38 protein-coding genes and 1 pseudogene are annotated in these 24524 nt (G+C 72.9%); 35 read left to right on the top strand and 4 right to left on the bottom strand.

The annotated features are described in order from the left end of the window. The first annotated feature begins 25 nt into the window (after positions 1-25). The 3 genes from IE225_RS21830 to IE225_RS21840 all read left to right on the top strand — a co-directional run bounded on the left by IE225_RS21830 (position 26) and on the right by IE225_RS21840 (position 2791). Positions 26-715: a TetR/AcrR family transcriptional regulator gene (locus tag IE225_RS21830; protein ID WP_190059289.1), complete on the top strand. Its 690-nt coding sequence runs from the start codon at positions 26-28 to the stop codon at positions 713-715. Between the two features lie 148 nt (positions 716-863). After that, a complete protein-coding gene (locus IE225_RS21835; protein ID WP_190059290.1) occupies positions 864-2129 on the top strand; it encodes a sensor histidine kinase in 1266 nt (421 codons plus the stop codon). Then, the gene (locus IE225_RS21840; RefSeq protein WP_190059291.1) at positions 2126-2791 is read left to right on the top strand and encodes a response regulator transcription factor; all 666 of its coding nucleotides are present in this window, start codon (positions 2126-2128) and stop codon (positions 2789-2791) included. The genes IE225_RS21835 and IE225_RS21840 overlap by 4 nt, the downstream gene beginning before the upstream one ends. A gap of 138 nt (positions 2792-2929) precedes the next feature. Here the strand turns inward: IE225_RS21840 and IE225_RS21845 are convergent, their stop codons facing one another. Both IE225_RS21845 and IE225_RS21850 read right to left on the bottom strand, forming a co-directional pair. Continuing rightward, the gene (locus IE225_RS21845) at positions 2930-3202 is read right to left on the bottom strand and encodes a DUF6332 family protein (protein WP_190059292.1); all 273 of its coding nucleotides are present in this window, start codon (positions 3200-3202) and stop codon (positions 2930-2932) included. A 160-nt stretch (positions 3203-3362) separates the two neighbouring features. Then, positions 3363-4253, bottom strand: a pseudogene (locus IE225_RS21850) (MFS transporter); the annotation flags it as partial. Between the two features lie 26 nt (positions 4254-4279). Between IE225_RS21850 and IE225_RS21855 the strand changes: the two are divergent. Further along, complete coding sequence (locus IE225_RS21855) at positions 4280-5920, top strand: recombinase family protein (RefSeq protein ID WP_229879886.1); 1641 nt, start codon at positions 4280-4282, stop codon at positions 5918-5920. Between the two features lie 68 nt (positions 5921-5988). Here IE225_RS21855 and IE225_RS21860 read toward each other — a convergent pair whose 3' ends face one another. Then, entirely contained in the window at positions 5989-6783 is a 795-nt protein-coding gene (locus tag IE225_RS21860; RefSeq protein ID WP_190059293.1) for a hypothetical protein, read from the bottom strand. 133 nt (positions 6784-6916) lie between these two features. Then, positions 6917-7333 carry a hypothetical protein gene (locus tag IE225_RS21865; protein WP_190059294.1) on the bottom strand — a complete coding sequence of 139 codons (417 nt, stop codon included), beginning with the start codon at positions 7331-7333 and terminating at the stop codon, positions 6917-6919. 295 nt (positions 7334-7628) lie between these two features. Here IE225_RS21865 and IE225_RS21870 point away from each other — a divergent pair, with 295 nt between their 5' ends. The 31 genes from IE225_RS21870 to IE225_RS22015 all read left to right on the top strand — a co-directional run bounded on the left by IE225_RS21870 (position 7629) and on the right by IE225_RS22015 (position 24508). Next, a complete protein-coding gene (locus tag IE225_RS21870; RefSeq protein WP_190059295.1) occupies positions 7629-8039 on the top strand; it encodes a helix-turn-helix transcriptional regulator in 411 nt (136 codons plus the stop codon). After that, complete coding sequence (locus tag IE225_RS21875; RefSeq protein WP_190059296.1) at positions 8039-8224, top strand: hypothetical protein; 186 nt, start codon at positions 8039-8041, stop codon at positions 8222-8224. The genes IE225_RS21870 and IE225_RS21875 overlap by 1 nt, the downstream gene beginning before the upstream one ends. 189 nt (positions 8225-8413) lie before the next feature. Then, the gene (locus IE225_RS21880; RefSeq protein ID WP_190059297.1) at positions 8414-8635 is read left to right on the top strand and encodes a hypothetical protein; all 222 of its coding nucleotides are present in this window, start codon (positions 8414-8416) and stop codon (positions 8633-8635) included. Further along, positions 8628-8939 (top strand): hypothetical protein, encoded by a 312-nt coding sequence (locus IE225_RS21885; protein WP_190059298.1) that lies wholly within the window; start codon positions 8628-8630, stop codon positions 8937-8939. The genes IE225_RS21880 and IE225_RS21885 overlap by 8 nt, the downstream gene beginning before the upstream one ends. Then, a complete protein-coding gene (locus IE225_RS21890; protein ID WP_190059299.1) occupies positions 8936-9622 on the top strand; it encodes a helix-turn-helix transcriptional regulator in 687 nt (228 codons plus the stop codon). Before IE225_RS21885 ends, IE225_RS21890 begins: the two co-directional genes overlap by 4 nt. Further along, on the top strand, positions 9619-10098 hold the full coding sequence (locus IE225_RS21895) for a hypothetical protein (RefSeq protein WP_190059300.1): 480 nt from the start codon (positions 9619-9621) through the stop codon (positions 10096-10098). The genes IE225_RS21890 and IE225_RS21895 overlap by 4 nt, the downstream gene beginning before the upstream one ends. Before the next feature lie 98 nt (positions 10099-10196). After that, entirely contained in the window at positions 10197-10739 is a 543-nt protein-coding gene (locus IE225_RS21900) for a RusA family crossover junction endodeoxyribonuclease (RefSeq protein ID WP_190059301.1), read from the top strand. After that, positions 10736-11248: a hypothetical protein gene (locus IE225_RS21905; RefSeq protein ID WP_190059302.1), complete on the top strand. Its 513-nt coding sequence runs from the start codon at positions 10736-10738 to the stop codon at positions 11246-11248. The genes IE225_RS21900 and IE225_RS21905 overlap by 4 nt, the downstream gene beginning before the upstream one ends. A gap of 3 nt (positions 11249-11251) precedes the next feature. After that, the gene (locus IE225_RS21910) at positions 11252-11416 is read left to right on the top strand and encodes a hypothetical protein (protein WP_190059303.1); all 165 of its coding nucleotides are present in this window, start codon (positions 11252-11254) and stop codon (positions 11414-11416) included. A gap of 47 nt (positions 11417-11463) precedes the next feature. Further along, the gene (locus IE225_RS21915; protein ID WP_190059304.1) at positions 11464-12744 is read left to right on the top strand and encodes a hypothetical protein; all 1281 of its coding nucleotides are present in this window, start codon (positions 11464-11466) and stop codon (positions 12742-12744) included. Beyond that, positions 12741-13046, top strand: a complete 306-nt coding sequence (locus IE225_RS21920) for a hypothetical protein (RefSeq protein WP_190059305.1) — start codon at positions 12741-12743, stop codon at positions 13044-13046. The genes IE225_RS21915 and IE225_RS21920 overlap by 4 nt, the downstream gene beginning before the upstream one ends. A 21-nt stretch (positions 13047-13067) precedes the next feature. Beyond that, positions 13068-13490, top strand: coding sequence for a hypothetical protein (locus IE225_RS21925; protein ID WP_190059306.1), 423 nt, complete (start codon positions 13068-13070; stop codon positions 13488-13490). Beyond that, positions 13487-14041, top strand: coding sequence for a 3'-5' exonuclease (locus tag IE225_RS21930; RefSeq protein WP_190059307.1), 555 nt, complete (start codon positions 13487-13489; stop codon positions 14039-14041). The genes IE225_RS21925 and IE225_RS21930 overlap by 4 nt, the downstream gene beginning before the upstream one ends. After that, entirely contained in the window at positions 14038-14391 is a 354-nt protein-coding gene (locus tag IE225_RS21935) for a hypothetical protein (protein WP_190059308.1), read from the top strand. Before IE225_RS21930 ends, IE225_RS21935 begins: the two co-directional genes overlap by 4 nt. Positions 14392-14693: 302 nt before the next feature. Beyond that, positions 14694-14933: a hypothetical protein gene (locus IE225_RS34110; protein ID WP_190059309.1), complete on the top strand. Its 240-nt coding sequence runs from the start codon at positions 14694-14696 to the stop codon at positions 14931-14933. After that, a complete protein-coding gene (locus IE225_RS21945; protein ID WP_190059310.1) occupies positions 14933-15337 on the top strand; it encodes a hypothetical protein in 405 nt (134 codons plus the stop codon). The genes IE225_RS34110 and IE225_RS21945 overlap by 1 nt, the downstream gene beginning before the upstream one ends. After that, positions 15334-15693 (top strand): hypothetical protein, encoded by a 360-nt coding sequence (locus IE225_RS21950; RefSeq protein WP_190059311.1) that lies wholly within the window; start codon positions 15334-15336, stop codon positions 15691-15693. The genes IE225_RS21945 and IE225_RS21950 overlap by 4 nt, the downstream gene beginning before the upstream one ends. Continuing rightward, positions 15690-15926, top strand: coding sequence for a hypothetical protein (locus IE225_RS21955; RefSeq protein WP_190059312.1), 237 nt, complete (start codon positions 15690-15692; stop codon positions 15924-15926). The genes IE225_RS21950 and IE225_RS21955 overlap by 4 nt, the downstream gene beginning before the upstream one ends. Beyond that, positions 15923-16372 (top strand): hypothetical protein, encoded by a 450-nt coding sequence (locus IE225_RS21960; protein WP_190059313.1) that lies wholly within the window; start codon positions 15923-15925, stop codon positions 16370-16372. The genes IE225_RS21955 and IE225_RS21960 overlap by 4 nt, the downstream gene beginning before the upstream one ends. 78 nt (positions 16373-16450) lie before the next feature. Then, positions 16451-17206: a VWA domain-containing protein gene (locus tag IE225_RS21965; RefSeq protein WP_190059314.1), complete on the top strand. Its 756-nt coding sequence runs from the start codon at positions 16451-16453 to the stop codon at positions 17204-17206. After that, a complete protein-coding gene (locus IE225_RS21970; protein WP_190059315.1) occupies positions 17203-17610 on the top strand; it encodes a hypothetical protein in 408 nt (135 codons plus the stop codon). Before IE225_RS21965 ends, IE225_RS21970 begins: the two co-directional genes overlap by 4 nt. 46 nt (positions 17611-17656) lie before the next feature. Further along, the gene (locus IE225_RS21975; protein WP_190059316.1) at positions 17657-18031 is read left to right on the top strand and encodes an HU family DNA-binding protein; all 375 of its coding nucleotides are present in this window, start codon (positions 17657-17659) and stop codon (positions 18029-18031) included. Positions 18032-18034: 3 nt separating this feature from the next. Next, positions 18035-18673, top strand: coding sequence for a WhiB family transcriptional regulator (locus tag IE225_RS21980; RefSeq protein ID WP_190059317.1), 639 nt, complete (start codon positions 18035-18037; stop codon positions 18671-18673). Then, the gene (locus IE225_RS21985) at positions 18670-19359 is read left to right on the top strand and encodes a hypothetical protein (protein WP_190059318.1); all 690 of its coding nucleotides are present in this window, start codon (positions 18670-18672) and stop codon (positions 19357-19359) included. Before IE225_RS21980 ends, IE225_RS21985 begins: the two co-directional genes overlap by 4 nt. Next, the gene (locus tag IE225_RS21990) at positions 19356-19667 is read left to right on the top strand and encodes a hypothetical protein (protein ID WP_190059319.1); all 312 of its coding nucleotides are present in this window, start codon (positions 19356-19358) and stop codon (positions 19665-19667) included. The genes IE225_RS21985 and IE225_RS21990 overlap by 4 nt, the downstream gene beginning before the upstream one ends. Further along, positions 19664-19894 (top strand): hypothetical protein, encoded by a 231-nt coding sequence (locus tag IE225_RS21995; protein WP_190059320.1) that lies wholly within the window; start codon positions 19664-19666, stop codon positions 19892-19894. Before IE225_RS21990 ends, IE225_RS21995 begins: the two co-directional genes overlap by 4 nt. A 4-nt stretch (positions 19895-19898) precedes the next feature. Beyond that, positions 19899-20030 carry a hypothetical protein gene (locus tag IE225_RS33800; RefSeq protein ID WP_268250011.1) on the top strand — a complete coding sequence of 44 codons (132 nt, stop codon included), beginning with the start codon at positions 19899-19901 and terminating at the stop codon, positions 20028-20030. Next, complete coding sequence (locus IE225_RS22000) at positions 20027-22420, top strand: glycosyltransferase (RefSeq protein WP_190059321.1); 2394 nt, start codon at positions 20027-20029, stop codon at positions 22418-22420. Before IE225_RS33800 ends, IE225_RS22000 begins: the two co-directional genes overlap by 4 nt. Then, positions 22417-24039, top strand: a complete 1623-nt coding sequence (locus tag IE225_RS22005) for a hypothetical protein (RefSeq protein WP_190059322.1) — start codon at positions 22417-22419, stop codon at positions 24037-24039. Before IE225_RS22000 ends, IE225_RS22005 begins: the two co-directional genes overlap by 4 nt. Before the next feature lie 2 nt (positions 24040-24041). Then, positions 24042-24308, top strand: a complete 267-nt coding sequence (locus tag IE225_RS22010) for a hypothetical protein (protein WP_190059323.1) — start codon at positions 24042-24044, stop codon at positions 24306-24308. Continuing rightward, positions 24305-24508, top strand: coding sequence for a hypothetical protein (locus IE225_RS22015; protein WP_190059324.1), 204 nt, complete (start codon positions 24305-24307; stop codon positions 24506-24508). The genes IE225_RS22010 and IE225_RS22015 overlap by 4 nt, the downstream gene beginning before the upstream one ends. The last annotated feature ends 16 nt before the right edge of the window (positions 24509-24524 follow it).

The raw sequence follows: 24524 nt of genomic DNA on the forward strand, positions 1-24524 counted from the left end.
TCGCATCCGTGGAACACTGTCACCCATGAGCAGCATCGCGCAGGGCGCCCGCGCCCGGGCCAGGAACGAGATCACCGCCGCCATCAAGGAGGAGGCGCGCCGGCAGCTCGCGGCACAGGGCGCCGCCCGGCTCTCGCTGCGGGCGGTGGCCCGCGAGCTGGGCATGGTCTCCTCCGCCCTCTACCGCTACTTCCCCAGCCGCGACGACCTGCTGACCGCGCTGATCGTGGACGCCTACAACTCCCTCGGCGAGGCCGCGGAGGCCGCCGCCGACGCGTCCGCCGACGCGGAACCGCTGGTCCGCTGGACGGCGGTCTGCGAGGCCGTCCGCCGCTGGGCGCTCGCGCACCCGCACGAGTACGCGCTCATCTACGGCTCCCCCGTCCCGGGCTACGAGGCCCCCGAGACCACCATCCCGGCCGCCGCCCGCGTCGGCAAGACCCTCATCGGCGTCGTCCGCGCCGCCCACCGCGGCCCCGGGCTGGCGCTGCTCAACCTGCCCGGCGAACTGCGCCCCGAGGCCGAGCGCATGGCCGCCGACTTCGCCCCCGACCTTCCGCCCGAGACCGTCGCCGCGCTCGTCGCGGCCTGGGCGCAGCTGTACGGGCTGGTCGGCTTCGAGCTGTTCGGCCAGTTCCACCGCGTGGTGGAGGACCGCGAGGCGTTCTTCCGGCACGCGGTGACACGGCTCGCGCAGGGAGTTGGCCTGCACTAGGCCGCAGGTCGCAGGCCGCACCGGCCGTCGGGACGGACCGCTCGGCCCGTACCGCACCGGCCGGCGGCGGCGTACTTCCCGGGGAGTACGTGTGATCACCCCGCCCGGTGGACGCCGGGCGGGGCGTCGGCGGTCTAGCGTGGCGGGCATGGAAGAGGAGCGCGGGCACCGGGACGGGCCGCCGCAGTGGTGGCGGTACGGTCCCCCGTGGCGCTCCGGTCCCTCGTGGAGCTCCGGGCTGCCCCCGTGGCGGGACCGCGCGCGCGAGCGGCGGTGGCCGTGGCCGTCCACCGCGCTGCTCACGGCGATGGTGCTGGCCGGTTCCCGGTTCGCGGCGCACGCGCAGCAGGGGGAGCGGGTGCAGCCGGACGCCTTCGCGCGGGTACTGCTGCTGCTCGCCGGGGTGCTGCTGCTGTGGCGGTGGCGGTTCCCGGTGGCGGTGGTCTTCGGCACGGCGGCCGTCACCGCCGTCTACCTGGGCGCCGGATACCCCTACGGGCCGGTCCTCCTCACCGTCGCCGTCGCCTGCTTCAGCGCCGTCGTCGCCGGGCACCGCCGGGCCGCCTGGTCGGCCGTGGGGATGCTGTGGGCGGCGCACGTGCTGGTGGCGCACTGGTTGTACCGGTGGCTGCCGCCGCGCGGGGACGGGCCGGCGCCGTACGCGCAGGAGATCGCCGTCGCCGCCTGGGTGGCGGCGATCGTGGCGGTGTCCGAGCTGGCCCGGGCGCGGAGCGAGCAGTGGGCCCGGGAGCGGGCCGAGCGCGCCCAGGCGGCCCGGCGGCGCGCCGACGAGGAACGGCTGCGCATCGCCCGCGAGCTGCACGACGTCCTCGCCCACAGCATCTCCGTCATCAACGTGCAGGCGGGCATGGGACTCGCCCTCCTCGACACCGACCCCGAACAGGCGCGCACCGCGCTGGCCACCATCAAGGCCAAGAGCAAGGAGGCGCTCGGCGAGGTGCGCCAGGTGCTCGACACGCTGCGCGCGCCCGGGGACGCGCCGCGTGCGCCGGCCCCTGGACTGGACCGGCTGCCGGAGCTGGTGGAGCAGGCCGCGGTCGCGGGGCTCACCGTGCACGTCGAGGGCGCGGCGCGCCGGCTCCCGCCCGGCGCGGACCTCGCCGCGTTCCGTATCGTCCAGGAGGCCCTGACCAACGTCGTACGGCACTCCGGTTCCCGGCAGGCGTGCGTGCACATCGAGGAACGCGACGGCGCGCTGCGGCTGCGCGTCGACGACGACGGGCCGCCGACCGGCGCGGACGCGGGCGGCAGCGGCAACGGGCTGGCCGGGATGCGGGAGCGGGCCGCCGCGCTCGGGGGCACGATCGAGGCGGGCCCGCGTCCCGACGGCGGCTTCCGCGTGCTCGCCGTCCTGCCGTTGGAGAACGCCCGGATCAGGGAGGAGGAGTGGTGATCCGCGTACTGCTCGCCGACGACCAGTCGCTGGTGCGGGCCGGGTTCCGCGCGCTGCTCGACGCGCAGCCGGACATCGAGGTCGCGGCGGAGGCCGCGGACGGGGAGGAGACCCTGCGCAGGGTCCGCGAGCTCAGGCCCGATGTCGTCCTCATGGACATCCGCATGCCCGTCCTGGACGGCCTGGCCGCCACCCGCCGCATCACCGGGGACACGGCGCTGGCGGACGTGAAGGTGGTCATGCTCACCACCTTCGAGCTCGACGAGTACGTCTTCGAGGCGATCCGCTCCGGCGCCTCCGGCTTCCTGGTGAAGGACACCGAGCCGGACGAACTCCTGCGCGCCGTACGGGCGGTGGTGCAGGGCGACGCGCTGCTGTCGCCCGGCGTGACCCGCCGTCTGATCGCCGAGTTCGCCGCCCGCTCCAAGCAGCCCGCGGCGGCCGGCGCGTTGTCCCGGCTCACCGAGCGGGAGCGGGAGGTGATGGCGCTGGTCGGCATCGGGCTGTCCAACGAGGAGATCGCCCGCCGCCTGGTCGTCAGCCCGCTCACCGCGAAGACCCACGTCAGCCGCACCATGGTGAAGCTCGGCGCGCGGGACCGGGCCCAACTCGTCGTCATGGCCTACGAGTCGGGGCTCGTACGCCCCGGCTGGCTCGGCTGATCCGGCCGGGGGCGGGAAGCCTCACCGGGGCGGCCGGCGGGAGTGGCTTCGCCGGGTCGGGGGGTGGAGGTGGCTTCGCCGGGCCGGCCGGCTCGGGACTTCACCGAGCCGGCCGCTTCGGACGGCCCGCGGGGCCGGCTACTCCGGGTGGCTCTCCCGGGCCCCGTCCCCGTGGTGGAAGCGGAGCAGCACGCTGACGACCCGGGCCAGGAACAGCACCGGTGCCACGACGGTGCCCGCCCCCAGCAGCGCCGACCGCACCGGGCGCGGCAGGTCGAACAGCAGCACCGGCCCGGCCACGGCCCCGAAGACGACGGCCGCCGCGAACGCGGCGCTGCACAGCGCGTACATGATCTCGACGGTCGCCGCGTCCTGTTCGGCTTTCGTGCGACGCCCCCGGCCGTTGGTCATGTGCCCCCCGTGACTGCTCGTGCGGCCTTCCCGACCGGTCGTACGAGCAGTCAAACAGCCCTGCGCCCGGCCGGGCAAGCGGCCCGCCGGACGCACCCGCCCGCCCCTCGCGCACCGGCACGGGCGTCGGTGGGAACTCCACCGGGTGACCGTGCGGCGCTCAGCCGGAGGCCGCCCGGCGCGTGGTGAGCGCGACGAGCGCGGCGAGGGCCGCCAGCGCGGCCACGCTGGTGAGCGCGGCGGGCAGGGAGAACCAGTCCGCCATGAAGCCGATCGCGGGCGGCCCGAGCAGCATGCCGCCGTAGCCGAAGGTGGAGGCGACCGCGACGCCGCCGGGTCCGGCGAGCGCACCGGCCCGCTCCACCGCGACGGGGAAGCTGTTGGCCAGGCCCAGGCCGGTGACGGCGAAGCCCAGCAGCACGGCCCACGTCGAGGGGGCCAGCGCACCCAGCAGCATCCCGGTCGCGGCGGTGGCGCCGCCGGCCGCCAGGGTGCGGGTGCGTCCCAGCCGCTCCAGCAGGGCCGTCCCGGTCAGCCGGCCCGCGGTCATGGCCAGCGCGAAGCACGAATAGCCGACCGCCGCCACACCCGGCGCGGCGTCCAGGTCCTGCCGCAGGTGCAGCGCGCCCCAGTCGGCCAGGGCGCCCTCGCCGTAGGAGGTGCACAGGGCGATCAGGCCGAAGGTGACCACCGGGCCGCGGGTGCCGGCGGCCATGCGGCGCACGGGCGGCGCGTCCCGTGGCACGTCTCGCGGGGTGCCCCGTGGTACGTCCTGCGGCGCGCCTCGCGGCGCGTCCCGTGGGGCGCGCTCCGGCGGGACCGGCGGCGCGTGCCGCAGCAGGGTCCGCCCCGCCGCGGCGGTGACCAGCAGCCCGATCACGGTGATCCCGAGCAGGTGCCGCACCGGCGACAGCGTGCCGGCGACCAGCGCGCCCAGCCCGGCGCCGGCCATGCCGCCGAGGCTGAAGGCGGCGTGGAAGCCCGGCATGACCGGGCGCCGCAGGGCGGCCACCAGATCGACGGCGGCGCTGTTAAAAGCGACGTTTATTCCACTCAACGTGTGCTAAACACCAATACATGCCTGTGGCCCCGCGCAGGGGCCCCACCACCGCCTGGCCTGTGCTGGAGGCCGCCATGACCTCGCTGATCCCTCAACGTCCCGCCCTGTACTGCCGCTTGTCCTACGCGCCCGACGGCTCCCTGGAGAAAGTCGAGCGGCAGGAGGAGGACGGCCGCGCCATGGGCGCGCGCCTGAAGTGGCCGGACTTCTGCTGCGTCTACGTCGACAACTCGCGCTCCGCCTGGCAGCGCAACCGCAAGCGCCCCGACTGGGACCGCATGCTGATCACCCTGGACAGCGACAGCAGCCGGCTCATCCCGTCCGACCCGAAGGCCAACCACCACCACGACGGGATCATGACCTACCACGGCGACCGGCTCATCCGGCAGCCGTACGACCTGGAGCTCCTGCTCAACATCGCCGACACCCGGCGCATTCCCCTGGCCTCCGTCTCCGGCGTCCGCGACCTGTCCAACCCCGACGACCGGTTCATCCTGCGCATCGAGGCCGCCCAGGCGTGCCGCGAGTCCGACAACACCAGCCGCCGGGTGCGCGTCGGCGTCAGGTCCCGGATGACGGGCAAGGGCGGCAAGACCCTGGCGCGTTCCCGCCCGGGAGGCCGGCGTCCCTTCGGCTGGGGAGTACCCACGGGGAAGATGCGCACCAAGGTGGACCGCCGCACGGGCGAGGAGATCGAAGTCCCCGTCCTCGACTTCGACAAGACGGTCCCCGAGGAGACCGAGCTGCTGGCGGAAGTGGCGGAGCGCATCCTCGCCGGGCTCAGCAAGAGGGGTGCGGTTCGGTGGATGAACCAGCGCAGCCGCACCTCGATGGGCAACCTCTGGACTGAGACCACGCTGACCCGCGCGCTGACCGCGTGGCGCATGGCCGGGCTCGTGGAGTACGAGGGCGTCCTGTACAAGGCGGCATGGGACGAGGTCATCCCCCTGGAGATGCTGGAGGACCTGCGGACCCTGTTCGCCGAGAAGGCCAGCGCGCACGGCTATCACGGCCGAGCGCGCAAGTATCTGCTGAGCGGGCACGCCATCTGCTCGACGTGCCACGATCCGAAGGCCGGCCCGACGGTGCCCGCCGTGTGCAGCATCCCGCTGCGGCTGTGCAAGTACCCGCACGTCAGGCTGTCGACCAAGCCGATCGGCAAGTCCCGTCTCTACTACTGCCGTTTGTGCGGCAAGGGCCGTAACCAGGCCTATCTGGACGCCTACGTGGTAGGCAGGACGCTGCGTCTGCTCGCCGATCCGCGGCTGGTCAGCGAGATGCGCGCGGCCGAGACCGACGGGCAGTCCGACGTCCGCCGGAAGATCGCCGCTCTGGAGCAGCGCAAGGCGGCCCTCAAGCAGCAGATCGAGAACGCCGCTGACGATCCGGACATCGACCCGATCCTCGCGATGAAGTCGGTGGCCAGCTACGACCGCAAACTCACCGAGTTGCGTGCGCAGTTGTCCGCCAGCAGACGGCACCGGCGCCTGGACCGCATGATCGGCATCACGCGTGAGGCATGGGAGGCTGAGCACGTCGACGTCCGTGCGGCCACCATCCAGACGCTGTGGCACGTCGCCATCCTTCCCGCGAAGCAGGGCCCTGGCTTCGATCCGGCGTCGGTGAAGATGTGGCGGCGGACGCTGGCCTCCGAGTAGCAGCGGGCATGGCCCGGGGCTTCCGGCCCGTGTGGTGCACCGGAGCCCTGGGCCGTGCTGGAGAGCCCTCAGACGGCCAGCCTCAGGCACAGGCGCAGCTCGGCGACCGTGCGCATGTGGAGGCACGGGGGCGCGGGCGCGGTGGCCGGGGGAGCCGTCGAGGAGGCGGACGCCGACGGCCGGGGTGGCGGCGCCGACGGGACGGGCGTCATCGCTGTGCGGCTGCCGCCCTGGTCCGGAGGCCGCCTGCCCGGAGGCGTGCTGCCGGACGGCTCCGGGCTTCTGGGAGGCGCCAGCGCTCCCAGGGGCTGCCCTGTATCCGTCACCGTCATGACCTGCTGGCCGCCGCCGTCCCCGGAGCCGCCGCCGGGCCCGGGAGGCTGGCCTCCCGGCGGACCGGTGGACGACGGCGACGGCCGCGGCGTGGGTCCCGCGGTGTGTGTCGGGGCGGGCGAGGTATACCGGGGCACAGGGCCTTGCCGCCCCGATGGCGGCGTCAGATCTCCGCTGAGGATCAGCGCCATGCTCACAGCCGCAGCGGCTGCCGCGGTGACTGCGCCGCCGGCGACGAGCGTTCGGCGATGGCGGCGGGCCAGGTCGCGCAGTCCGAGCAGGGGGGCGGAGAAGCCGCCGAGATAGAGAGCGAGATGGCGCTTCTTCCGTACGGGTTCGGGCTGGTCTGCTGGATCCGTGATCGGTGCTGGCTCAAGACCTCCTAGTCCGATGTCGCGCAGAATCCTTTCGCTGTCGCGCTCGACGCGTAGCTGTGTGAGCTGCCAGCTGAGTTCCCTCAGCTGCCGGAAGAGCAGAAACACGACGATGCCGACGACGCCGAGTGCGCCCGCGAGAATGATGATCGTCATTCCATCCCCTACGAGCAGCACACGGTTCAACTTTTTGTGCGGTACAGGCGATGAGAATGCGCCAAAGCTGAACGGTCAACAGTTGCGTATGTGCGGATCGTGACTGACCCGTTACCGAGCCCTGGCCAGGGGTTCACGAAGCGCTGCGGGTAGGGGCCTGCGTCGCATTGTCTTCCGCCCGCTGCTCCTCCCTGGCGGCCTGCGCCTCGATCTTGGCCGCCAGGGTGCGCAGCAGCAGCGCCTTCTCCCGGGCGCTGCGCGGGCGCTCGTCGAGCGCGTTCAGAATCACCTGCTGCTGCCACTCTTCGAGTTCGGCGAGCGGCCCCTGGCCGGCAGCCTCGGGGGATGCCGGCGCCTTCGAGCGCTCCATCTCGCGCAGGATCGCCACGGCGTCTTCCCGTCCGGCTTCGGCGAGCCGTTCGGAGGTGATGCCGAGCGTCCAGGCCATGTGGGCGAGGGTGGCCGCGGGAGCGATAACCGGCCCGTTCAAGTCCGCGCGCCAGCCGCGCTCGATCTGCCGCCACCGGCTGCCGCTGAACTTGATCTCCATGCGGGCTGCCGCGCTCTCCGGGCTGAGCCCGGCCGCTTCGCGCGCGAGGCGGATGAGCGTCGCCTCCGGCGGGGGGGATGTCGCCGGTGCTCCCATGACCGTCTGCCCCGTCCCTCCTGGTGCTGGACTTTCTTGGACTGTACCGGACCGGGCAGGCCCCCCGCCTAGGGCTCCCCACACAACCTCCACACTCGGAACCCTCTCGGTATAACCACAACGGGCCAAGTCAAAAAAAGTCACAGCCGCATGTTGTAGAGGCTTGTACTGTTCGATTGAGTCTCATACAGTCTCTGACATGAGAACCCCCATCGACCCCCAGCGACTCACGCGCCGCAGGGTGGAAGCAGGTCTGAGCCAGAACGCACTGGCCAAGGCCATCGGGGTCAGCAAGCAGCTCGTGAGCGCCGTCTCCAATGGCAAGGCGAACTTCTCCCCCGAAACCCTCGCCAAGGCCGCTCAAGTCCTGGGCTGCGAGATCGTCGACCTGCTCCCCCCGAACGAGGTCCAAAGCCGCCTCCAGCAGCTCACGGACCTCGTGTCTCTGGGCCTGGTCACCGTCGGCCCCCACGACGTGGACAAGGTCACCGAGATGCTGGGCTGCGAGATCTCTGAGCTCACCCCCGACGACCAGGCGAAGGTCGCCGAGATCCTGGGCTGCGAGGTGGCAGACCTGCTCCCCGCTGATGCAGCCAAGGAGCCGGCCTGATGCCCGGGCGGATATGCCGCACCGTGGACGAGGCCTTCCAGGCTGGCTGGAACGAGTCGTGCGACCACGGCACCGATCCAGGCGAGTGCCCCCAGTGCAGCCTGACCGACGGGGAGATCGCCCGGCTCGTGATCCTGCTCAGCCCCATGGCCACCCGGGAACCGCCCATCCAGGCAGCGGCCTGATGCGCGTCCCCGCCGTCACCTGCTCCTGGCTCTGCGGCGCCTGCGGTCACCACAACCCCGTCTGGCGGTTCGAATGCCGCCGCTGCCGTACCCCCCGCCCCTGACAGCAGTGAGGGCCCGTCGGGGCGCATCCGACGAGCCCTCGGCCCACCAGCCACGCATCCCGAGAAGACGGAAGAGGTGGACCCGATGCACACCAGCATCGCACACACCGACCTGCCGGCGGCCCCGACGTTCGTACCGCCGCTCGACATCGCCCGGGCCCAGGCCCGCCGCACGCTCGACGAGGCCAACGCGCTCGACCTGGACACCGCCGACTCCTGCGCCATCGCCCGCCACTTCGGCGGCGTGTGCGAGGTCCTCCGCGAGGTCCTGGCCGCCCTCGACGCCGAGGACGGCCGCCGTGCCTGACCCGCTCTCCGACACCTACCTGCGCCAGGTCCAGCAGCGGATCACCGCCGCCACTCGCGGGCCGTGGCCGGTGCACCTCGGCGACGACGGCCTGCCCTGCGGCTTCGGCCCCTTCACCTGGGTCGAGCACACCGACACCGACCCCGCCCAGATGGTCGCGGACATCGAGCTTTCCGCCCACGCGCGCACCGACGTCCGCAACCTGTACGGCGAGGTCGCCCGGCTCAAGGACGAAGTCGCCGCGCTGCACCGCCGCCTCGCCACGCTGTCCGGTCGCGGCACGCCGGGGGTGAGCACGCGATGACCGCCCGCACCCGACGGCCCGCCTTCCCCTGGGCACGCCACCTCAGCGCCGACCAGCTCGCCGCGTTCCTCGAAGAGCTGTGGGGCGCCGCCGGCGGCGACAACACCCTCGCCACGCTCGACGCCGTGGAGAGCGTCATCCACACGTGGCGCCAGACCACCGGCGCCACGCACGACGATCCGTCGCCGTGCCCGCTCACCGAGCGGGAACTCGACATCCTGACGCAGATCGCCAACGGCGCGACGTACCAGATCGTCGCCCACAGCCTGGGCATCTCCACAGTCACGGTGCGCACCCACGTGTCGAAGATCATCGACCGGCTGGAGGTGCAGAACGCGACCCAGGCCGTGGCCGTGGCGACCAGGGCCGGCTGGCTGACCGGTCTGCGCATCCCGCAGCCCAGTACGAAACCGCCGAGCGGCGGCGCCATCTCGGGACTGGCCCGCCACCGCACGCGTGCCGCCGAACTGCGCGCGGCGCCGGGCAGTGAAGCGGTCGTCGGGACGTACGGCACACGCCACACCGCCCGCAGCACCGCCAGCGGCATCCGCCGCGGACAGCTCAGCCCCTACCAGCCCGCCGGGGCGTACACCGCCTGGTACTCCCGCAAGGCCGCTGGCATGTGGGTCGTCCACGCCCGCTACCTCGGCGAGCCCACCACCACAGAAGGAACACCCTCATGACGGCGCTGCGCTATGCCGTGATCACCCCCGACGGCAACCTCACCCACCACGACGGCCCGCTCGCCTGGGACACGCTCCTCGGCCCCGAAGGGCGCGCCCGCGTACACCTCCCGGGCCTGGCCGTGGCCGGCTGGGTCAACGACATCGGCCTGCTGTACCCCGAGCGGTACCCGCGCAACATCACCGGCTCCTGCGTGCTCGCCACGCTCGGCGCCAACATCCAGCCGTACGCCGGGCCGGTCGTGTTCACCGGCTGGAACCCGGCCAACACCGCGCGCGGCCTGCTGGAGATCCAGTCGCTGCCCCAGCCCGTCGAGCACCTCGACTTCGCGCACGGCGCCGTCCTCAAGGCCCTGGCCGGGCAGACGCCGCGCGAGCTGTCCCCGAGCTGGGCCGAGCAGATCCGCGAGATCGCCGAGCACGCCCGCACCGCGCCCACCCCCGGCATCACGATCCGGACGGTGAGGCTGCCGTGAAGACCACCCGTCCGGCGTCAACGCCGTCCGCCGCCCTGGGCACGGGGGCCGCTGCGGAAGCCAAGGCAGGAGAGGAGCACGCTCGTTCCTCTGCTCCGGTGACCCCGCCTGCGCCGGGCGGGTCCCCGACCACCCAGGCCGCCGGCGAGCTGAGCGGGACCAAGCCCGTCTTCGACATCACCGTGCACGGCACCCCGGGCCCGCAGGGTTCGAAGACCCGCAACCCTTCCGGTGCGCTGTACGAGTCGTCGGCGAAGGTGAAGCCGTGGCGTGAGGCCGTGAAGTCGGCCGCCCTCGACGCCCTGGCCTACGACGAGGCGTGGCGGCCCCTCCGCGAGGCCGTGCGGCTGGAGGTCGTGTTCACGCTGCGGCGGCCGAGGAGCCACTACGGCACCGGCCGCAACGCGGGAGTGGTGAAGCCGTCCGCGCCGCAGTTCCCGATCGGCAAGCCCGACACGGACAAGCTGCTCCGCTCGACCCAGGACGCCTTGAAGGACGCCGGCGTGCTGCTCGACGACAGCGTCGTCACGGACACGGTCGCCGCCAAGCGGTACGTGCTCACGGGCGTCGACGCCCTCTCTCATCCCGGCGCCGTCATCCGCGTGTGGCGCCTGACCAAGCCCAAGGAGCCCGAGTCGTGACGCAGTTGAAGTTTGACGCCAAGGTGTCGGCGTCGGCGCAGGAGGCGTTGGAGCCGCACGTGCGGCCGATGTACGACCAGCCCGGCGCCCGCCGCATGGCCATCATCGAGTTCGCCGCGATCGAGCGGACCGAGCCCGCCCCGGGCACCGAGAAGGAGCCCAGCGTCAAGGTCCGCATCGTCGGCCTGGAGCTGCCGAACCGCGAGCAGGAACCGGCGGTCCGCGAGGCGCAGCGCTTCCTCCACCTCCAGCGCACCGCGCACGGCACCTTCGACGACGACGGCCAGCTGGAGCTGTCCGACAACACGCTGCGGCTGACCGGCGGAATGCTCGCCTACCTGGAGACCGCGCGGCTCCGCGCCGGCCTTGAGCACTGGCGGGAGTACGCGCAGCGGCTGATGCGCGGCCCGGACCTGACGGTCACCGAGATGCGGCACGAGATGCAGGCCCTGGCCGACGGCCTCACCGCCCTGCTGAACACCGCCCGCAACCACGACAGCGAGGACTGACCGATGCCCGTCTTCTTCGCCGGCCTGCTGCTGGGCGCCCTGTCGGGCGGCATCACGTACGGCATGAGCCTCGACGTGCAGCTCGCCGCCATCGCGGGCGGTGCGGCGGTCGTCCTCACGTGGCTCGGCTGCGCCTTCCTGGCTTTCGAGGCCCACCGCGACCGCTGACCTGCCCCTGACCCCACCCGCACTGCTCCCGAAGGGAGGTGACCCCGATGCCTCAGCGCGTTCGCGTTCCGCTGCGCGTGATCCTCGGCTCCTACAGCGACGCCACCGTGTCCGTGTACGTGAAGATCGCCGCCCTCGACCGGCGAGACACCGGCTGCGAGGCGGGGGTCGCCTACCTCTCCAGCCTGCTCGGACTGGCGCGCTCCACCGTCGAGAAGGCGCTCACACAGCTCATGCGGCCGGACCCGGCCGACGACGTGGTGGAGCTGACCAGCCGGCGGCGCACGTGGGAGAAGAGCGGCACCGGGCGTACGGCGGTGCGCCGGATCCGCGCCACCGACTGGCGGCGCGAGCACGGCGCCTGGGTGCCGTCGCGCGCCGCCGAGAGCCTCAGCCCGCGCCAACTGCGCGCGTACGCCGCCCTGGCGTACGCCACCGCCACCGGCCACCACATCACCCTGGCCGAGCTGGCGCGCATCCTGCGTCACCGCTCCGGCCAGCGCGCCGGCGAACCCCTCGACGTCCGCTCGGTGCGGCGCATCCTGCGCGAGCTGGAGCGGCTCGGCTGGATCAGCGTCGAGCGGCGCGCCGGATACCGCGGTCGCCACCTCTACACGGTGCACGACGAGCCCACCCAGGCCGCGCTCACTGCGGACACTGGAGAGGGGTCGGGTGGGGATCATGGATGCGGATCCCTCGCGTATGAGGAAGACCAGCAGACTGACTCACCCGAAGAACCGCGGGCCGTCTCTGGTATCCGCCGTAGGCGAGGCTCAGGTAGTAGCGCGCGGGCCGACCTCGTTCCGCTTCCGCCGTCGCTGCGCCGCCCGTACGCGGGGCCGCAGCTGACGCTCGCTCCGCGGATCTGGCGAGTCCTCGAACCCGTCAAGCCGCTGCTGCCGGGCCTGTCCCCGTGGGTGGTGCGCGAGCTGGCGCGGGAGATCGGCCGCCAGCTCGACCAGGGCCAGGAGCCCGAACGCATCCGCGCCCGCCTGGAGTTCCGGGTCGCCTCGACGCAGGAGATCCGCGACCCGGGCCGGTGGCTGCTCGGCGCCGCGGTGGTCCGCCACGGCTGCGGGCTCACCGCGTGCGAGTCCGGCCGGATCTGGCACACCGGCGCCCCCTGCGACGTGTGCGCCGAACTGCGCGCCGCCGACGGCCAGAGACCGCCCGGCAAGCCCTCCGGTCCCCAGCGGCCCGCGTACCCGCGTCCGCCCGGCCGCTGGCACGAGTGCGAGGCCTGCGGCGCCCCGTCCCGCCAGCCGCTGCCCGACGGCCTGTGCCGTCCCTGCCGGCCACCCGCCGACCTGCTGAGGAGGTGGCGATGACCGACCTGCCGCAGCCCGCGCCCCCCCAACTCCTCGCCCTGGCCGCAGCCTCTCGGCCCGACTGGTCCATCGACCAGCTGCGCGACGTCCTCGCCCAGGCCCACACCGAGGGCCTCACCTGGCCCCGCGCCCTGGTCATCGTCGCCCAGCTGATCGCCGACCCCGAGGCCGAGCCGCCGGACCTGCTCGCCGCACGACCGGAGCCGTGGCGCCACCGCCGGCGCCCGCCCGGACCCGAGACCTACCAGCGCGGAGCCGCCGCCGCACGCGCGGCCCTGCACCCCAACCACACCACCGACTGAACCCGAAGGGAGGCGATGGCGATGACCGCAACGCTGCACATCGCCCGCGCCCCGTACCACCCGCTCGCCACGTTCACCCGCTGGCTGGCCAGCCGCCTGCGCCCCCGCCGCCCGGCCGCGGTCACGGTCGACTTCGAGGCGCTGCGGCGCACCTACCCGGTCAGCCACGAGCAGGACTACCGGCACCTGCTGGACGACCCGGCCCTCGAGGACGCCTTCGCCCGCCTGGCGGCCGACCACCCGCAGGCGGTCACCCCGGCCGACGGCGGCCCGGCCGCGCGCACCGCCGACCGCGAGCAGCTGCTGCTCGCGGTGTGCGACCGCTGGTTCCGCGAGGCCCACCCGGCGCCCGAGCACCGCTGGCCCCCCGCCACCGTCGCCGCCTACCAGCGGCTCATGGCCGACGTCCACGCCTGCTTCCACCCGGGCGGGGGTGCGGCATGACACGCCTCGCCTTCATCGACTGCGAGACCACCGGCCTCAACCCCGCGGACCACGTGCCGTGGGAGATCGCCTACATCCTGCGCGAGCCCGGACAGCCGGACCGGGAAACGGTCCTGCACTTCGAGCCGACGGCGACGGAGATGGCCCACGCTGACGCCAAGGGCCTGGAGATCTGCCGCTTCCACGAGCGCACCACCGCGCCCGGCTTCGCCTGGACCGAGAGGACTGGAGGACTGGACCGGCTGAAGCGCGATCTGGCCGGCGCCCACATGGCCGGCAACGTGGTCAGCTTCGACGCCGAGATGATCGCGCGTGGCCTGCTGGGCGAGTGGCCGCCCCCGTGGCACTACCACCTCATCGACGTCGAGGCGCTCGCCGTCGGCGCGCTGGCCGCCCGCGGGGACACCGTCAGCCTGCCGTGGGACTCCGAGGAGATCTCCGCCCGGCTCGGCGTGACCCCGCCACGCGGCGACGACCGGCACACCGCGCTCGCCGACGCCCGCTGGGCCCGCGACCTGTACGACGCAGTGATGCGCGGGGGTGCGGCATGAGCACCAAGACTGCAACCGAGCATGCCGCGCCGGAGGCCACGCGGCTGGCGTTGCGGGACAGCCTGCGGCGTATCACCGGCCGGCACCTCGCCGAGGTCCGGATCACCTGCGTGCGCTGGGAGGACGGCCTGCGCTGGGTCGCGCTGGCGCTCACCGTCGACCGCCGGCCGCCGTTCGGGCACCGCGAAGTGCCGCTCAACGGCGACCAGCACCGGAAGATCACCCGGCTGCTACGCGACGCGTTCCCCCTCGCCACGTGGGACCGCGCCCAGGACTACGACGTCGAGACCGGCATCCTGCGCGAGCACGTCCCGCAGCTGCCCGACTGCCTGCGGGGTGAGCAGCTGTGACCCCCGACGACTACGGCCGGCCCGCGTTCTTCAAGGGGAAGCGGCGCGGTGGCCGCAGGCCGATTCCACCGCAGATCCGCTTCTGGGCGAAGGTCGTGGAGGGACCCGTGCCTGAGCACTCTCCTGAACTCGGCCCGTGCTGGCTCTGGACTGGACGGCCGAACCAGCACGGTTACGGCAGGTTCCGGAGCGGAGGCCAGGGATCGCAGACTGTCCCCGCGCATCGCTGGTCATACGAGGGCTTGGTCGCCGAGATTCCAGACGGCTTGGTACTGGATCACCTGTGCCGCACCCGGCACTGCGTGAACCCATACCACCTGGACCCGGTCCCCAACGCCGTCAACGTCCTTCGCGGCGAGTCCTTCTCCGCAGCCAATGCGGCCAAGACCGAGTGCCCTGAGGGCCATCCGTACTCGCAGGAGAACACCTACGTCCACCCCACGACTGGGGGCCGTCTGTGCCTGACCTGTAAGCGGATGACCGACCGGGCGAGCCAGGCACGCCACCGCGCGGCGCAGCGAGCAGGGAGGAACGCCCGCTGATGCGCACTTATGACGAGGCCCTCGCAGCCGCACGCGACGAGTCCACCTTCTCCAACTCCAGCCAGTGGGAGGCCTGGTCGGCGAAGAACTGCAACCGCTGCTTCTGGGACAAGCCGGCCCGGCAGGGCGACGCTGTCAACGAATGCCCGCTGATCCTCATTGCCTTGGAGGGCAAGAGGCCAGCCGAGTGGCTGACGGAGACAGAGCAGCAGGAAATCCACGCCGACTACACGTGCACCGAGTTCCGCGGCGAGGACGACCCCGACCCGGAGCCGCGGCCGGTCCCGACGCCGCCCGGCCAGGGAGAGCTGCTGCCGCGCGAGCCGTTCGAGGGGCACCGCATGCTCACGCCGCTCCAGCCGGCCGCCACCGCAGCCGCATCCCAGCGGGGTGACGTCCGGTGAGCGGGATCAAGGGCCAGCCGCGCGTCGACCACAAGCACGCCGCCCAGCAGGCCCGGGAGATGCCCGGCCAGTGGGTCCTCGCCGGGACGTACGGCAGCAGCGTCAGCGCCAAGCACGCGGCCAACCAGGTCCGCACCGGCGAGCGGCTGCCCGCCTACCGCCCGGCCCGGTCCTTCCGGGCCCGCACGGAGGTCACGCAGAACGGCGTCGACCTGTGGGTCTGCTACGTCGCCCCGAGCGACCAGCACACCCGCGACTTCCACGAGTCCATCACCTCCGGCCTGACCGAGGACCTGGACGCCTTCTCCCGCCGCCTCGAGCAGCGCGGCACCGAACCAACTGCGAGGCCCGCATGACCACTCCGAGCATCATCCGCCGCTGGCGCGCCCGCATCAACGACGCCCAGGCCAACCGGCTGCGCGGCCAGCTCGCTGCCGAACGCGCCCGGGCCCGTGCCCTGGAGCAGCGCGTGGCCGACCTGCAGGCCGCCAACGAGGGCGCCACCCACGAGCTGTCCATCGCGCGCGGGGCCGGCTGCCTCACGGCGTACTGCCCGTGGTGCCCGCCGAAGAAGGAGAAGGACGCGTGATCGCCTATGTGTTCCTGTCCGTCGGCGTGGTCGGGGCCGGCGCGGCCGTGTACTTCGCGGCCCCGGCCGGCCGCGGCGCGCACCGGCTCGTGCAGCCCCGCTCGGCGCTCCGCAAGGACATTGCCCGGCTCGAGGCCGAGGCCGACAGGCTCGCCTGCCAGCTGATGAGCGCGCTGGCCGGCCGGCAGGAAGCCCTCCGTGAGCGGGACGACGCCCTGAAGGCCCTGGCCGAGGCGTCGCGGCAGATCGCCGACCTGCAGAAGCAGCTCGGCGCGTTCGACCAGCTGTGCGCGGAGAACACCGAGCTGCGCGCCGAGCTGGCCAACGCGACCGCCATGCGGCAGCTGCGGCGCGACTCGTCCCCGGCTGGCGACGCGAGCGCCCTGCCCGATGCCGCGCAGGAGTTCACCGACACCACGGCCACCGCCTGGCGCGCCAGCGCCTGAACCCCCGAAGCCCCGCCCGCCGCCCGGATGACACCGGCCGGGCGGCGGGCGGCACCACCACCGCAAGGAGAAGTACCCATGTTCGGACGTTTCAAGAAGGCCCCGCCCGCGCCCGTGGAGCCTGCATCCGCCCAGGCGCCGTCGCTCACCGGCGTCCCCGCCGGGCTCGTCTCGCTCGTCAAGACCGCCGGGGTGTCCCTGGCCAAGGCCGGCGTTCCCGCCGGGCAGCGCGCGGCCGTGTACCTGGTCGTCGACCGCTCCTGGTCGATGCGCGACTACTTCGCCGACGGCAGCGTGCAGAACCTCGCCGACCAGGCGCTCGGCCTGTCCGCCAACCTGGACGACGACGGCACCGTCCCGCTCGTGATGTTCGACAGCGCGCCGTACCCGGTCGTCGACATCAGCCTGGACCGCTACCAGGGCGTGGTCGCCCAGCAGCACCAGCGGTACGGCGGCGAATCCACGATGGGCGGCACCCAGTACGCGCCCGCGATGCGCGCCGTCATCGAGCACTACCGCGGCAGCAGGGCCACCGACCCGGCCCTGGTCATCTTCCAGACCGACGGCGACCCGCAGGACCGGGACGACGCCCGGCTCCAGCTCTCGCAGGCCTCCAAGCTGCCGATCTTCTGGAGCTTTGTCGGGTTCGGCCCCAGCGAGGTCCGCTTCCTGCAGCAGCTCGACACCCTCGGCGGGCGCCTCGTCGACAACGCCTCGTACTTCCACGCCGGCGCCCGGCCGTCCGGCCTGCCCGACAGCGTGCTCTACGACGGTCTCACCCGCGAGTTCGGCACCTGGCTGACCGCGGCCCGCGCGAAGGGACTCCTGCCGTGAGCCGCGTGCCCGTCTGCCCGTTCTGCCAGCGCGTCCGCTGCATCTGCCCGCCGCGCGCGGCCAAGGCGCCCCGCAGCCTCTTGGCGGCCGTCGCGGCTGCGGGGTTGCTGCTGCTCGCCGGCTGCGGGTCGAGCCAGCCGCACGGCACCGTCACCGGCAAGGACTACGAGGCCGCGCGCACCACCTGGCACACGGTGACGACGACGAAGCGCGTGTGCACCACGTCGTCCCGCCGTGTCGGCAAGTCCACGTCCACCGTCCGCTCCTGCCGCACCGTGCCGACCGGCATCCGGCGCGTCGCCGGCTACCGGCCGGCGTGCTGGCAGCTGGAGCTGAGCACCGGCGACGAGGTGTGCGTCAGCGAGCACACCTGGCGCACCACCCACGTCGGCGACCACTACTGACCCCGGCGCGGGGCCGACCGGCCCCGCGCCCCGCCTGGAGCATCCCGTGAAGAAGAAGCACCCCACCCCGATCACCGGGCGGCTGACCACGACCAAGCTCATCGCCGTCGTGGCCGCCGACCTCGGCACCGAGCCCAAGCAGGTGCGCGACACCGTCCTGGCAACCTTCGACGCCATCGCCCGCGCCGCCGCGTCCGGGCACGACGTCGCCGTCACCAACTTCGGCACCTGGTTGGCATACCGCACCAAGCGGCGCCCGGCCCGCAACCCGCAGACCGGTGAGGTGACCACGCTCGCCGCGCACCGCGCCGTGCGGTTCCGCGTGTCGCCGGCCCTGGCCGGCGCCGTGCGCCGCCGCGACCGCAAGTTCAGCATCCGCAAGGCCCCCAAGGGCGCCCGGACGGCACCGGCCGCGGAGTGAGCCATGAACCACACCGGATCCGTCCCCGACACCGCGGGCCACCGCTACGACTGGATGGCGCACGCCGCCTGCCGGGACCAGCGGGATGTCTTCGACACACCGAAGCGCGAGCACGAGGCGCGCACCATCTGCGTGGCACGCTGCCCCGTCCGTTCCCAGTGCCTGGCGTACACGAAGGAGACCGAGCGCGGCCTGCACCGCGACGACCGGGACGGTGTCGCCGCCGGCCTCACCTACGACGAGCGTCACCGCCTCGACAGCACGGCCAGGCGCCGCAATGAGGACGCCCCGCTCATCCAGTTCACCGGCGCCGAGCGCTGCGGCACCCACCTCGCGCTGCTGCGGCACCTGTGGCTGGACGAGCCGATCGACCCCAAGTGCTGGAGCGGCGAGGTCTACCGCGACCACGAGAACCGCAACTGGCGGCAGCGCAACACCCCCCAGCCGGAACCGGCGCAGGAGACACCAGCGCAGGAGACCAAACCGCGGACACCCCGCGAATGGTGCGTCTACACCCTGTGGTCGTCCGGGCTGAGCGACCCCGCCATCGCCCACCGCATGGCCATCAGCCTCGACTCCGTGCAGCAGGTGCGCAAGCGGCTGGGTCTGCTCGCCAACCTGCATGTGGAGCAGGCGTCGTGAAAGCCCGCGCCGATGTCGTTGAGCTGCTGCGAGCGGGCCTGCCCGACAACGCGATTGCCCGCCGGCTGCACATGGACTCCAGAACCGTCGCCAAGCACCGCGCCGCACTCGGCCTGCCCAAGCACAAGCGCGGACCGCGCCCCGCGGCGAGCCCGGAAGACCTGTTCCGGCGCCGCACCACGCCCACCGGCGATGGCCACCTGCTGTGGAAGGGCCACGTCACCAACAGCGGCGTGCCCGCCCTGCGGCACGGCGGGCGGGTCCACAGCGCCTACCGGATCGCCTTCCGCCTGCACCACGGCCGCGACCCGGTCGGCCGTGTCACCCGCACCTGCGACACGCCGGGCTGCGTCGCGGGCGGCCACCTCGCCGACCGGTTCACGGCCGCGGCGAGCCCGGAAGACCTGTTCCGGTGCCGCACCACGCCCACCGGCGATGGCCACCTGCTGTGGAAGGGCCACGTCACCAGCAGCGGTACCCCTGTCCTGCGGCACGGGGGGCGGGTCCACAGCGCCTACCGGATCGCCTTCCGCCTGCACCACGGCCGCGACCCGGTCGGCCGTGTCACCCGCACCTGCGACACGCCGGGCTGCGTCGCAGGCGGCCACCTCGCCGACCACCGGATGCGGGTGGCCAACCAGCGGGCCGACGCCGCCTACAAACGGATCTTCGGCAGCGGGCCGTGACCGCCCAACTGGCCCTGGCCGCTTGCCCGCACCGCACCCACCACCGTCTGAAAGGCACCACCACCATGTCCCTGCTCACCTGGGCCGCGCTCGCGGTCGGCATCCTTGCCATGCTGGGGTTGGCGATCGGCCTGTCCGACTCCTGGTTCTTCGCCCTGCTCGCGATGGCCTGCCTGCTCGGCAGCGCTGATGCCGCATACCGCGAACTGCGGCTCTGGGCCATCGCCTTCCTCGCCCTGGGCGCCGTCCTCACCACTGCCTCCGGCCGCGCCATCTACATCACCAGCCGCGAGAGGCGGCGCCAATGACCCCCCTGCAGACCTTCGTCGTCGCCGCCCTCGGCGGCCTGGCCGCCCTGCTCGCCCTCGTCCTCGCCGCCGCCCTCGGCAGCGCCCTCTACATCGCCCTCTCCCGCCTGCACGAGGCCTGCGCCGCCCACCGCGAGCGCCGCGCCGCCCGCCGCCAGGCACGCGACGACCTCAAGACCATCCGCGCGATCGACGCGCGCGGCATCACCAACCACCCGAAGGAATAAATCCGTGTACATCGGACTCGCCCACACCGGCATCGGCGCCGCCATCCTCACAGTCGTCGCCATCGGCTCCGTCATCACCGGCTTCGTCACCAAGCAGGCCGCCAAGCGCGCCGCCCGCAAGGGGGACGGACAGTGAGCCTCACCGTCACCGTGCTGGTCCCCGCCCACAACGAGGCGGACACCATCACCAGATGCATAGCCGCGGTGCGCGCCAGCACCTACCCCGTCGAGCAGATCATCGTCGTCGCGGACGCCTGCACCGACAACACCGCCCAGCTCGCCCGCGACGCCGGCGCCGACCTGGTGCTGGAGACCGACTTCCAGGACAAGGCAGCCGCGCAGAACGCCGCCCTGTGGAGCATCACCACTGACCTGGTGATCGGCTTTGACGGCGACACGTGGCCGGATGCCGACTGCATCCGCCTCATGGTGGAGCACATCGAACGCGACGGCCTGGACGCCACCTGCTCCACCATCCTGCCCGCGCAGGGCGCCGTCGTCCCGTACTCGAAGACCGGCTTGCTCGGCCGCGCGCAAGCCGCGTTCTTCACCCGAAGCCGCCGGTTCGCCTACGCCCTCGGCCGCCGCTGGTGGCGGCTGTGCCAGGCCAAGGTCGGCCGCATCCAGGTCCTCACCGGCGCCTGCTACGCCTTCAAGACGGCCGCGATCCAGGGCATCGGCGGCTTCCCCAACGGGCTCATCACCGCCGACATGGACGCCACCTGGGCGCTGCACGGCGCCGGCTACCGGCTCGACTACACCGGCGATGCCCTCGCCTGGACCCTCGACCCGGAGGACTTCCGCACCTACCGCAACCAGATGCGCCGCTGGTCGTCCGGCTACTACCAGAACATGGCCAAGCACCGCCGCCAGCTCAAGAACTGGCGGAGCCTGCTGGTCGTCGGCGGCGCCATCTTCGACCTCGTCAGCCTGTTCTTCACCGAGGGCTACCTGATCTGGTCCGCCGTCACCGGCACGCACCCGGCCCTGCTGAAGGCCTTCGTGTTCTGGACGGCCGTGCACACCGTCGTCTCCACGGCGCTGGTCGCCACCGTCGTCGGTGTCCGCGAGGCCGTCCTCGGCGTCATCCCCTACACGCTGGTCAACTACTACAACAAGTGGCTGTACCTGTGCGGCTTCGTCCGCGAGTGGGTGTTGGGTCGGCATTACGCCTGCGTCGATGAGAAGACCGAGGCTCTCACGCCGTACGGCTGGCGCCGCCACAGTGAGCTCAAGGACGGCGACCTGATCGCCGCATACGACGCGGAGATCGACAGGCTCTACTGGGAGCCCGCGAAGTTCGTCCGCTACGACGTGGTCGAGCAGCTGGTCGCCATCGAGCAGACGTCGACGAGCCAGCGCCTCACGGAGACGCACCGGGTATTCGTGGACACCGAGAAGCGGGGACGCCACGTCAAGCTCGCTGGGGACGTGAGCAAGGGGTGCAAGGTCCCACTCTCAGCCCCATGGGAGCCGCTGGAGCTCACAGGGCCCGGCGAGAAGCGCGCCGCCTTGCTCGGCTGGTTCATCGCTGAGGGGTGGCGGGACGGCAACCAGGCCGTGATCAGCCAGTCCGAGACGGTCAACCCGCACAAGTGCCAGGCGATCCGAGACCTGCTCGACGCTGTGGGCGCGGACTGGCGGGAGCGCCGCCGCGACCGGCCCGCCGGCGCCTCGCTCGCTCCCGGCGAGCGGGTGCAGATCGAGTTCGTCATCCAGGGCGAGATCGCCGAGTGGCTCACCTCGGTCGTGCCGCCCAAGAGCCTGACGCCCGACGTCGTGTTCGGCTGGCCGGAAGCCGAGTGCCGGGCACTGCTGGATGCCCTGGTCGACGGCGATGGCCACCGACGTGAGGGCAACAGGCTCGCCTTCGTGCAGAAGGACCGCGGCACTGCGGAGATGTTCCAGTGCCTGGCGATCCGATGCGGCTTGCACGCCACCATCCGGCAGCGCGAGAGCGACGGCGTCTGGTGGGTGTACGTCAACACGAAGCGCTGGGTGAGCCTCAGAGGCCGGAACGGCGAAGGCTCCGGTCCTCTGCCCCGCGAGCCGTACGAGGGCGTCGTCTGGTGCCCGATGGTCCGCACTGGCTTCTGGATGGCCCGCCGCAACGGCAAGCCGTTCATCACCGGCAACTCGTGGACCGGCCGCCAGGGCCGCAAGACGGTCATCACCCCGATGACCCTCCGGCGCCGCTGGGCGCTCGGCCAGATCAGCGTCGTCGCCGGCGCGCTCGCCATGGCCGGTGGCGGCTACCTCGGCAGTGGGCTGCTGTTCGCCCTGGGCGCCGCCCTGGCGGTTGTCGTGCCGCTCGCTCTTGTGCCCTGGCGCGGCACCGGCAAGCGCCGCGCCGACCGTCACCCCGCTCCCGCCGCGGCCCCGGCCGTCGACCTGCCCGACGACGACACCGTCCGCCTGCGCATCCCCCTCGCGAAATTGCTCGACCCCGAGACAGAGCAGACCCTCACCCTGCCCATCCCGCACCAGCGCACCGCCGCGCACCAGCCCGATGGGATCATCCGATGACGAAACCGACCTTCCCCCGGGTCTTCGTCGCCCAGCGCGACGAGGACGTGTCCGGCGTCTCCGGCGAGGGCGTGATCGTCGAAGGCGTCATGTTCTCGGACGGATGGGTCGTCACCCACTGGCTCGACCAGCCGCCCATGCACGAGCCGAAGACCGACGTCTGGCACAACAAGGGCAGCCGGCCCTTCGAGCGCATCCACGGCCACGGCGGCAGCACCCGCATCCTGTGGGCCGACGAGGTGGAGGCCGCGCGCCGCGAGCTCGCGGCCGACATCATCGAGGCCTTCGACGTGCCCGGCTGGGTGGGAGGCCCGGACGCTGAGCGGGAGGTCCTCCGCAGGCAGGTCGAGCGCGCGATCCAGGCAGTCCAGGACGGTCAGGCGGCCCCGGTCGAGGTCGGAGACGAGCGGATCGTCCAGGCCGTCATGCCGATCGTCGACCAGCTCCTGAAGCAGCGCGACCGCGCCCGGGCCGCCGCCGGGCGCGCGTACAAGCTCGCGGACCGTTGGGAGGCCGCGCACGGCTCGTCCGCGTTCCTCGTACGGGTCGCCGGCGCCGAGCTGCGCGACGAGCTGGACGGAGAACAGCCCGCCCCGAGCACGTCAGCGACCGAGCACACCCGCACCAGCGCCTGCGAGGGCGTCACCGGCACCCGCGGCCTGCTGGAGCACGTCGGCATCGACACCTGCGGCCGGGACATCACCGTCGACGGGCGGGTCGTCGACCCGGCCCCGACTGGCGGCGGCCAGGACGACGACCCGCCCGTGCAGTGCTGGCACACCGAGCCCGGCAGCCCCTGCGACTGGAACGTCTGCCGCCAGCCGGAGCGTCTCGCCGCCGGCGACCGCGGAACCGACCCCGCCGACCGCGCGCAGGCTGTCCGGACCATCGCGCACCACGTGCCTACCGAGGCGTACACCGGATGGACCGACCAGGCGCCGGCCGACGACGAGGATGCGCAGCGCACCGCCCGCCGCACGAGCATGCGCACCCTCCTCGACCGCGCCGAGCACAGACTCATCGACACCCTCGGCGTCAGCGGGGCCGCCCTGCTGCGGCAACACGTCGAGACCGAGATCCGCGACGCCGACCAGGCGCGCGCCCTCGCCGCGCAGGCCCAGGACCTCCTCGGCGTGGCGCACGAGACGTCCAACAGGGCGGAGAAGGAACGCGCCGCCGCGGTCGCCGAACTGGAACGCATGCGCGGCCTGCTCACCGCCGAGAACAAGCGCGCCAACGACGCCATCGACCGGGAAGAGGCCGCCGACCGGGCCCGGGCCGAGGCACAACGCGACCGGGACCAACACGCCGTCACCCTCGCCGAGGTGCTGCGGCACTTCACCGAACACGGGCACCCCGGCGAGCCCTGCGTGAGAACGGGATGGATCCAAACCGAAACGGTGGACCGCTGGCGTGCCGTCATCGCCCCCACCGTGGAGCGGCCATGGTGGAAGCAGCTCGCCGACGCGGTCGCCGAACTGGAGCAGACGCAGGCCGTCATCGACCGCGTGCGCGAGGTCGCCGAACGGTGGGCGCCGCAGCTCCTGCCGCGCTCCGAGGCGCACCGCCTACTGACCGACCTGCGCGACGCCCTCCAACAGCCCACCACGGAGCAGTGACCATGGCGCAGCGCATCAAGGCCGCCGATGTCGAACGCTTCCTTCGCGCCCAGGGCCACGAGTTCAGCCGGTTCGAGAGCGGCGACTGGGATCCCGGTGTCCGCGTCGCCCAGGCCGGGAGGCGCGCCGTCCACGTCTTCTGGGACGGGCCCGGCGAGGCCGACCAGCTCGCCGCCATCACCACCGAGCTGCGCGACGCGGGATTCCACGTCGTCGCCACCCAGCAGGAGCGCGGCGGCCGGCGGCGCCTGGAGGTGACCCGGCCGTGAGCACGCTCGCCCCCGAGCAGACGGCCGCGGCCACGCAGCCCGGCGACGACCTGACGCACACGGTGTGCGACTGCAGCCCGGACATCGCCCTGTGCGGCACCGACGTCACCAACGAGCCGTGGGCGGACGGTTCCGAAGAGGCCACCTGCGTCGTCTGCCGTGACCTCGAAGACCAGGGCTGCCCGAAGTGCAGCCGATGAGCCCCCAAGGACCCAC

Source organism: Streptomyces echinoruber (assembly GCF_014651135.1).
Lineage (GTDB): Bacteria > Actinomycetota > Actinomycetes > Streptomycetales > Streptomycetaceae > Streptomyces > Streptomyces echinoruber.

Coding starts and splice junctions, on each gene's coding strand:
- IE225_RS21910 (WP_190059303.1), top strand. CDS start 11,252: ATGCCCGTCTTCTTCGCCGGCCTGCTGCTGGGCGCCCTGTCGGGCGGC.
- IE225_RS21945 (WP_190059310.1), top strand. CDS start 14,933: ATGCGCACTTATGACGAGGCCCTCGCAGCCGCACGCGACGAGTCCACC.
- IE225_RS21895 (WP_190059300.1), top strand. CDS start 9,619: ATGACGGCGCTGCGCTATGCCGTGATCACCCCCGACGGCAACCTCACC.
- IE225_RS21915 (WP_190059304.1), top strand. CDS start 11,464: ATGCCTCAGCGCGTTCGCGTTCCGCTGCGCGTGATCCTCGGCTCCTAC.
- IE225_RS21880 (WP_190059297.1), top strand. CDS start 8,414: ATGCACACCAGCATCGCACACACCGACCTGCCGGCGGCCCCGACGTTC.
- IE225_RS21955 (WP_190059312.1), top strand. CDS start 15,690: ATGACCACTCCGAGCATCATCCGCCGCTGGCGCGCCCGCATCAACGAC.
- IE225_RS21830 (WP_190059289.1), top strand. CDS start 26: ATGAGCAGCATCGCGCAGGGCGCCCGCGCCCGGGCCAGGAACGAGATC.
- IE225_RS21995 (WP_190059320.1), top strand. CDS start 19,664: ATGACCCCCCTGCAGACCTTCGTCGTCGCCGCCCTCGGCGGCCTGGCC.
- IE225_RS21925 (WP_190059306.1), top strand. CDS start 13,068: ATGACCGCAACGCTGCACATCGCCCGCGCCCCGTACCACCCGCTCGCC.
- IE225_RS21845 (WP_190059292.1), bottom strand. CDS start 3,202: ATGACCAACGGCCGGGGGCGTCGCACGAAAGCCGAACAGGACGCGGCG.
- IE225_RS21870 (WP_190059295.1), top strand. CDS start 7,629: ATGAGAACCCCCATCGACCCCCAGCGACTCACGCGCCGCAGGGTGGAA.
- IE225_RS22005 (WP_190059322.1), top strand. CDS start 22,417: ATGACGAAACCGACCTTCCCCCGGGTCTTCGTCGCCCAGCGCGACGAG.
- IE225_RS21860 (WP_190059293.1), bottom strand. CDS start 6,783: ATGACGATCATCATTCTCGCGGGCGCACTCGGCGTCGTCGGCATCGTC.
- IE225_RS21935 (WP_190059308.1), top strand. CDS start 14,038: ATGAGCACCAAGACTGCAACCGAGCATGCCGCGCCGGAGGCCACGCGG.
- IE225_RS21965 (WP_190059314.1), top strand. CDS start 16,451: ATGTTCGGACGTTTCAAGAAGGCCCCGCCCGCGCCCGTGGAGCCTGCA.
- IE225_RS21890 (WP_190059299.1), top strand. CDS start 8,936: ATGACCGCCCGCACCCGACGGCCCGCCTTCCCCTGGGCACGCCACCTC.
- IE225_RS21875 (WP_190059296.1), top strand. CDS start 8,039: ATGCCCGGGCGGATATGCCGCACCGTGGACGAGGCCTTCCAGGCTGGC.
- IE225_RS21865 (WP_190059294.1), bottom strand. CDS start 7,333: ATGGAGATCAAGTTCAGCGGCAGCCGGTGGCGGCAGATCGAGCGCGGC.
- IE225_RS21980 (WP_190059317.1), top strand. CDS start 18,035: ATGAACCACACCGGATCCGTCCCCGACACCGCGGGCCACCGCTACGAC.
- IE225_RS21920 (WP_190059305.1), top strand. CDS start 12,741: ATGACCGACCTGCCGCAGCCCGCGCCCCCCCAACTCCTCGCCCTGGCC.
- IE225_RS21855 (WP_229879886.1), top strand. CDS start 4,280: ATGCCTGTGGCCCCGCGCAGGGGCCCCACCACCGCCTGGCCTGTGCTG.
- IE225_RS21835 (WP_190059290.1), top strand. CDS start 864: ATGGAAGAGGAGCGCGGGCACCGGGACGGGCCGCCGCAGTGGTGGCGG.
- IE225_RS22010 (WP_190059323.1), top strand. CDS start 24,042: ATGGCGCAGCGCATCAAGGCCGCCGATGTCGAACGCTTCCTTCGCGCC.
- IE225_RS21930 (WP_190059307.1), top strand. CDS start 13,487: ATGACACGCCTCGCCTTCATCGACTGCGAGACCACCGGCCTCAACCCC.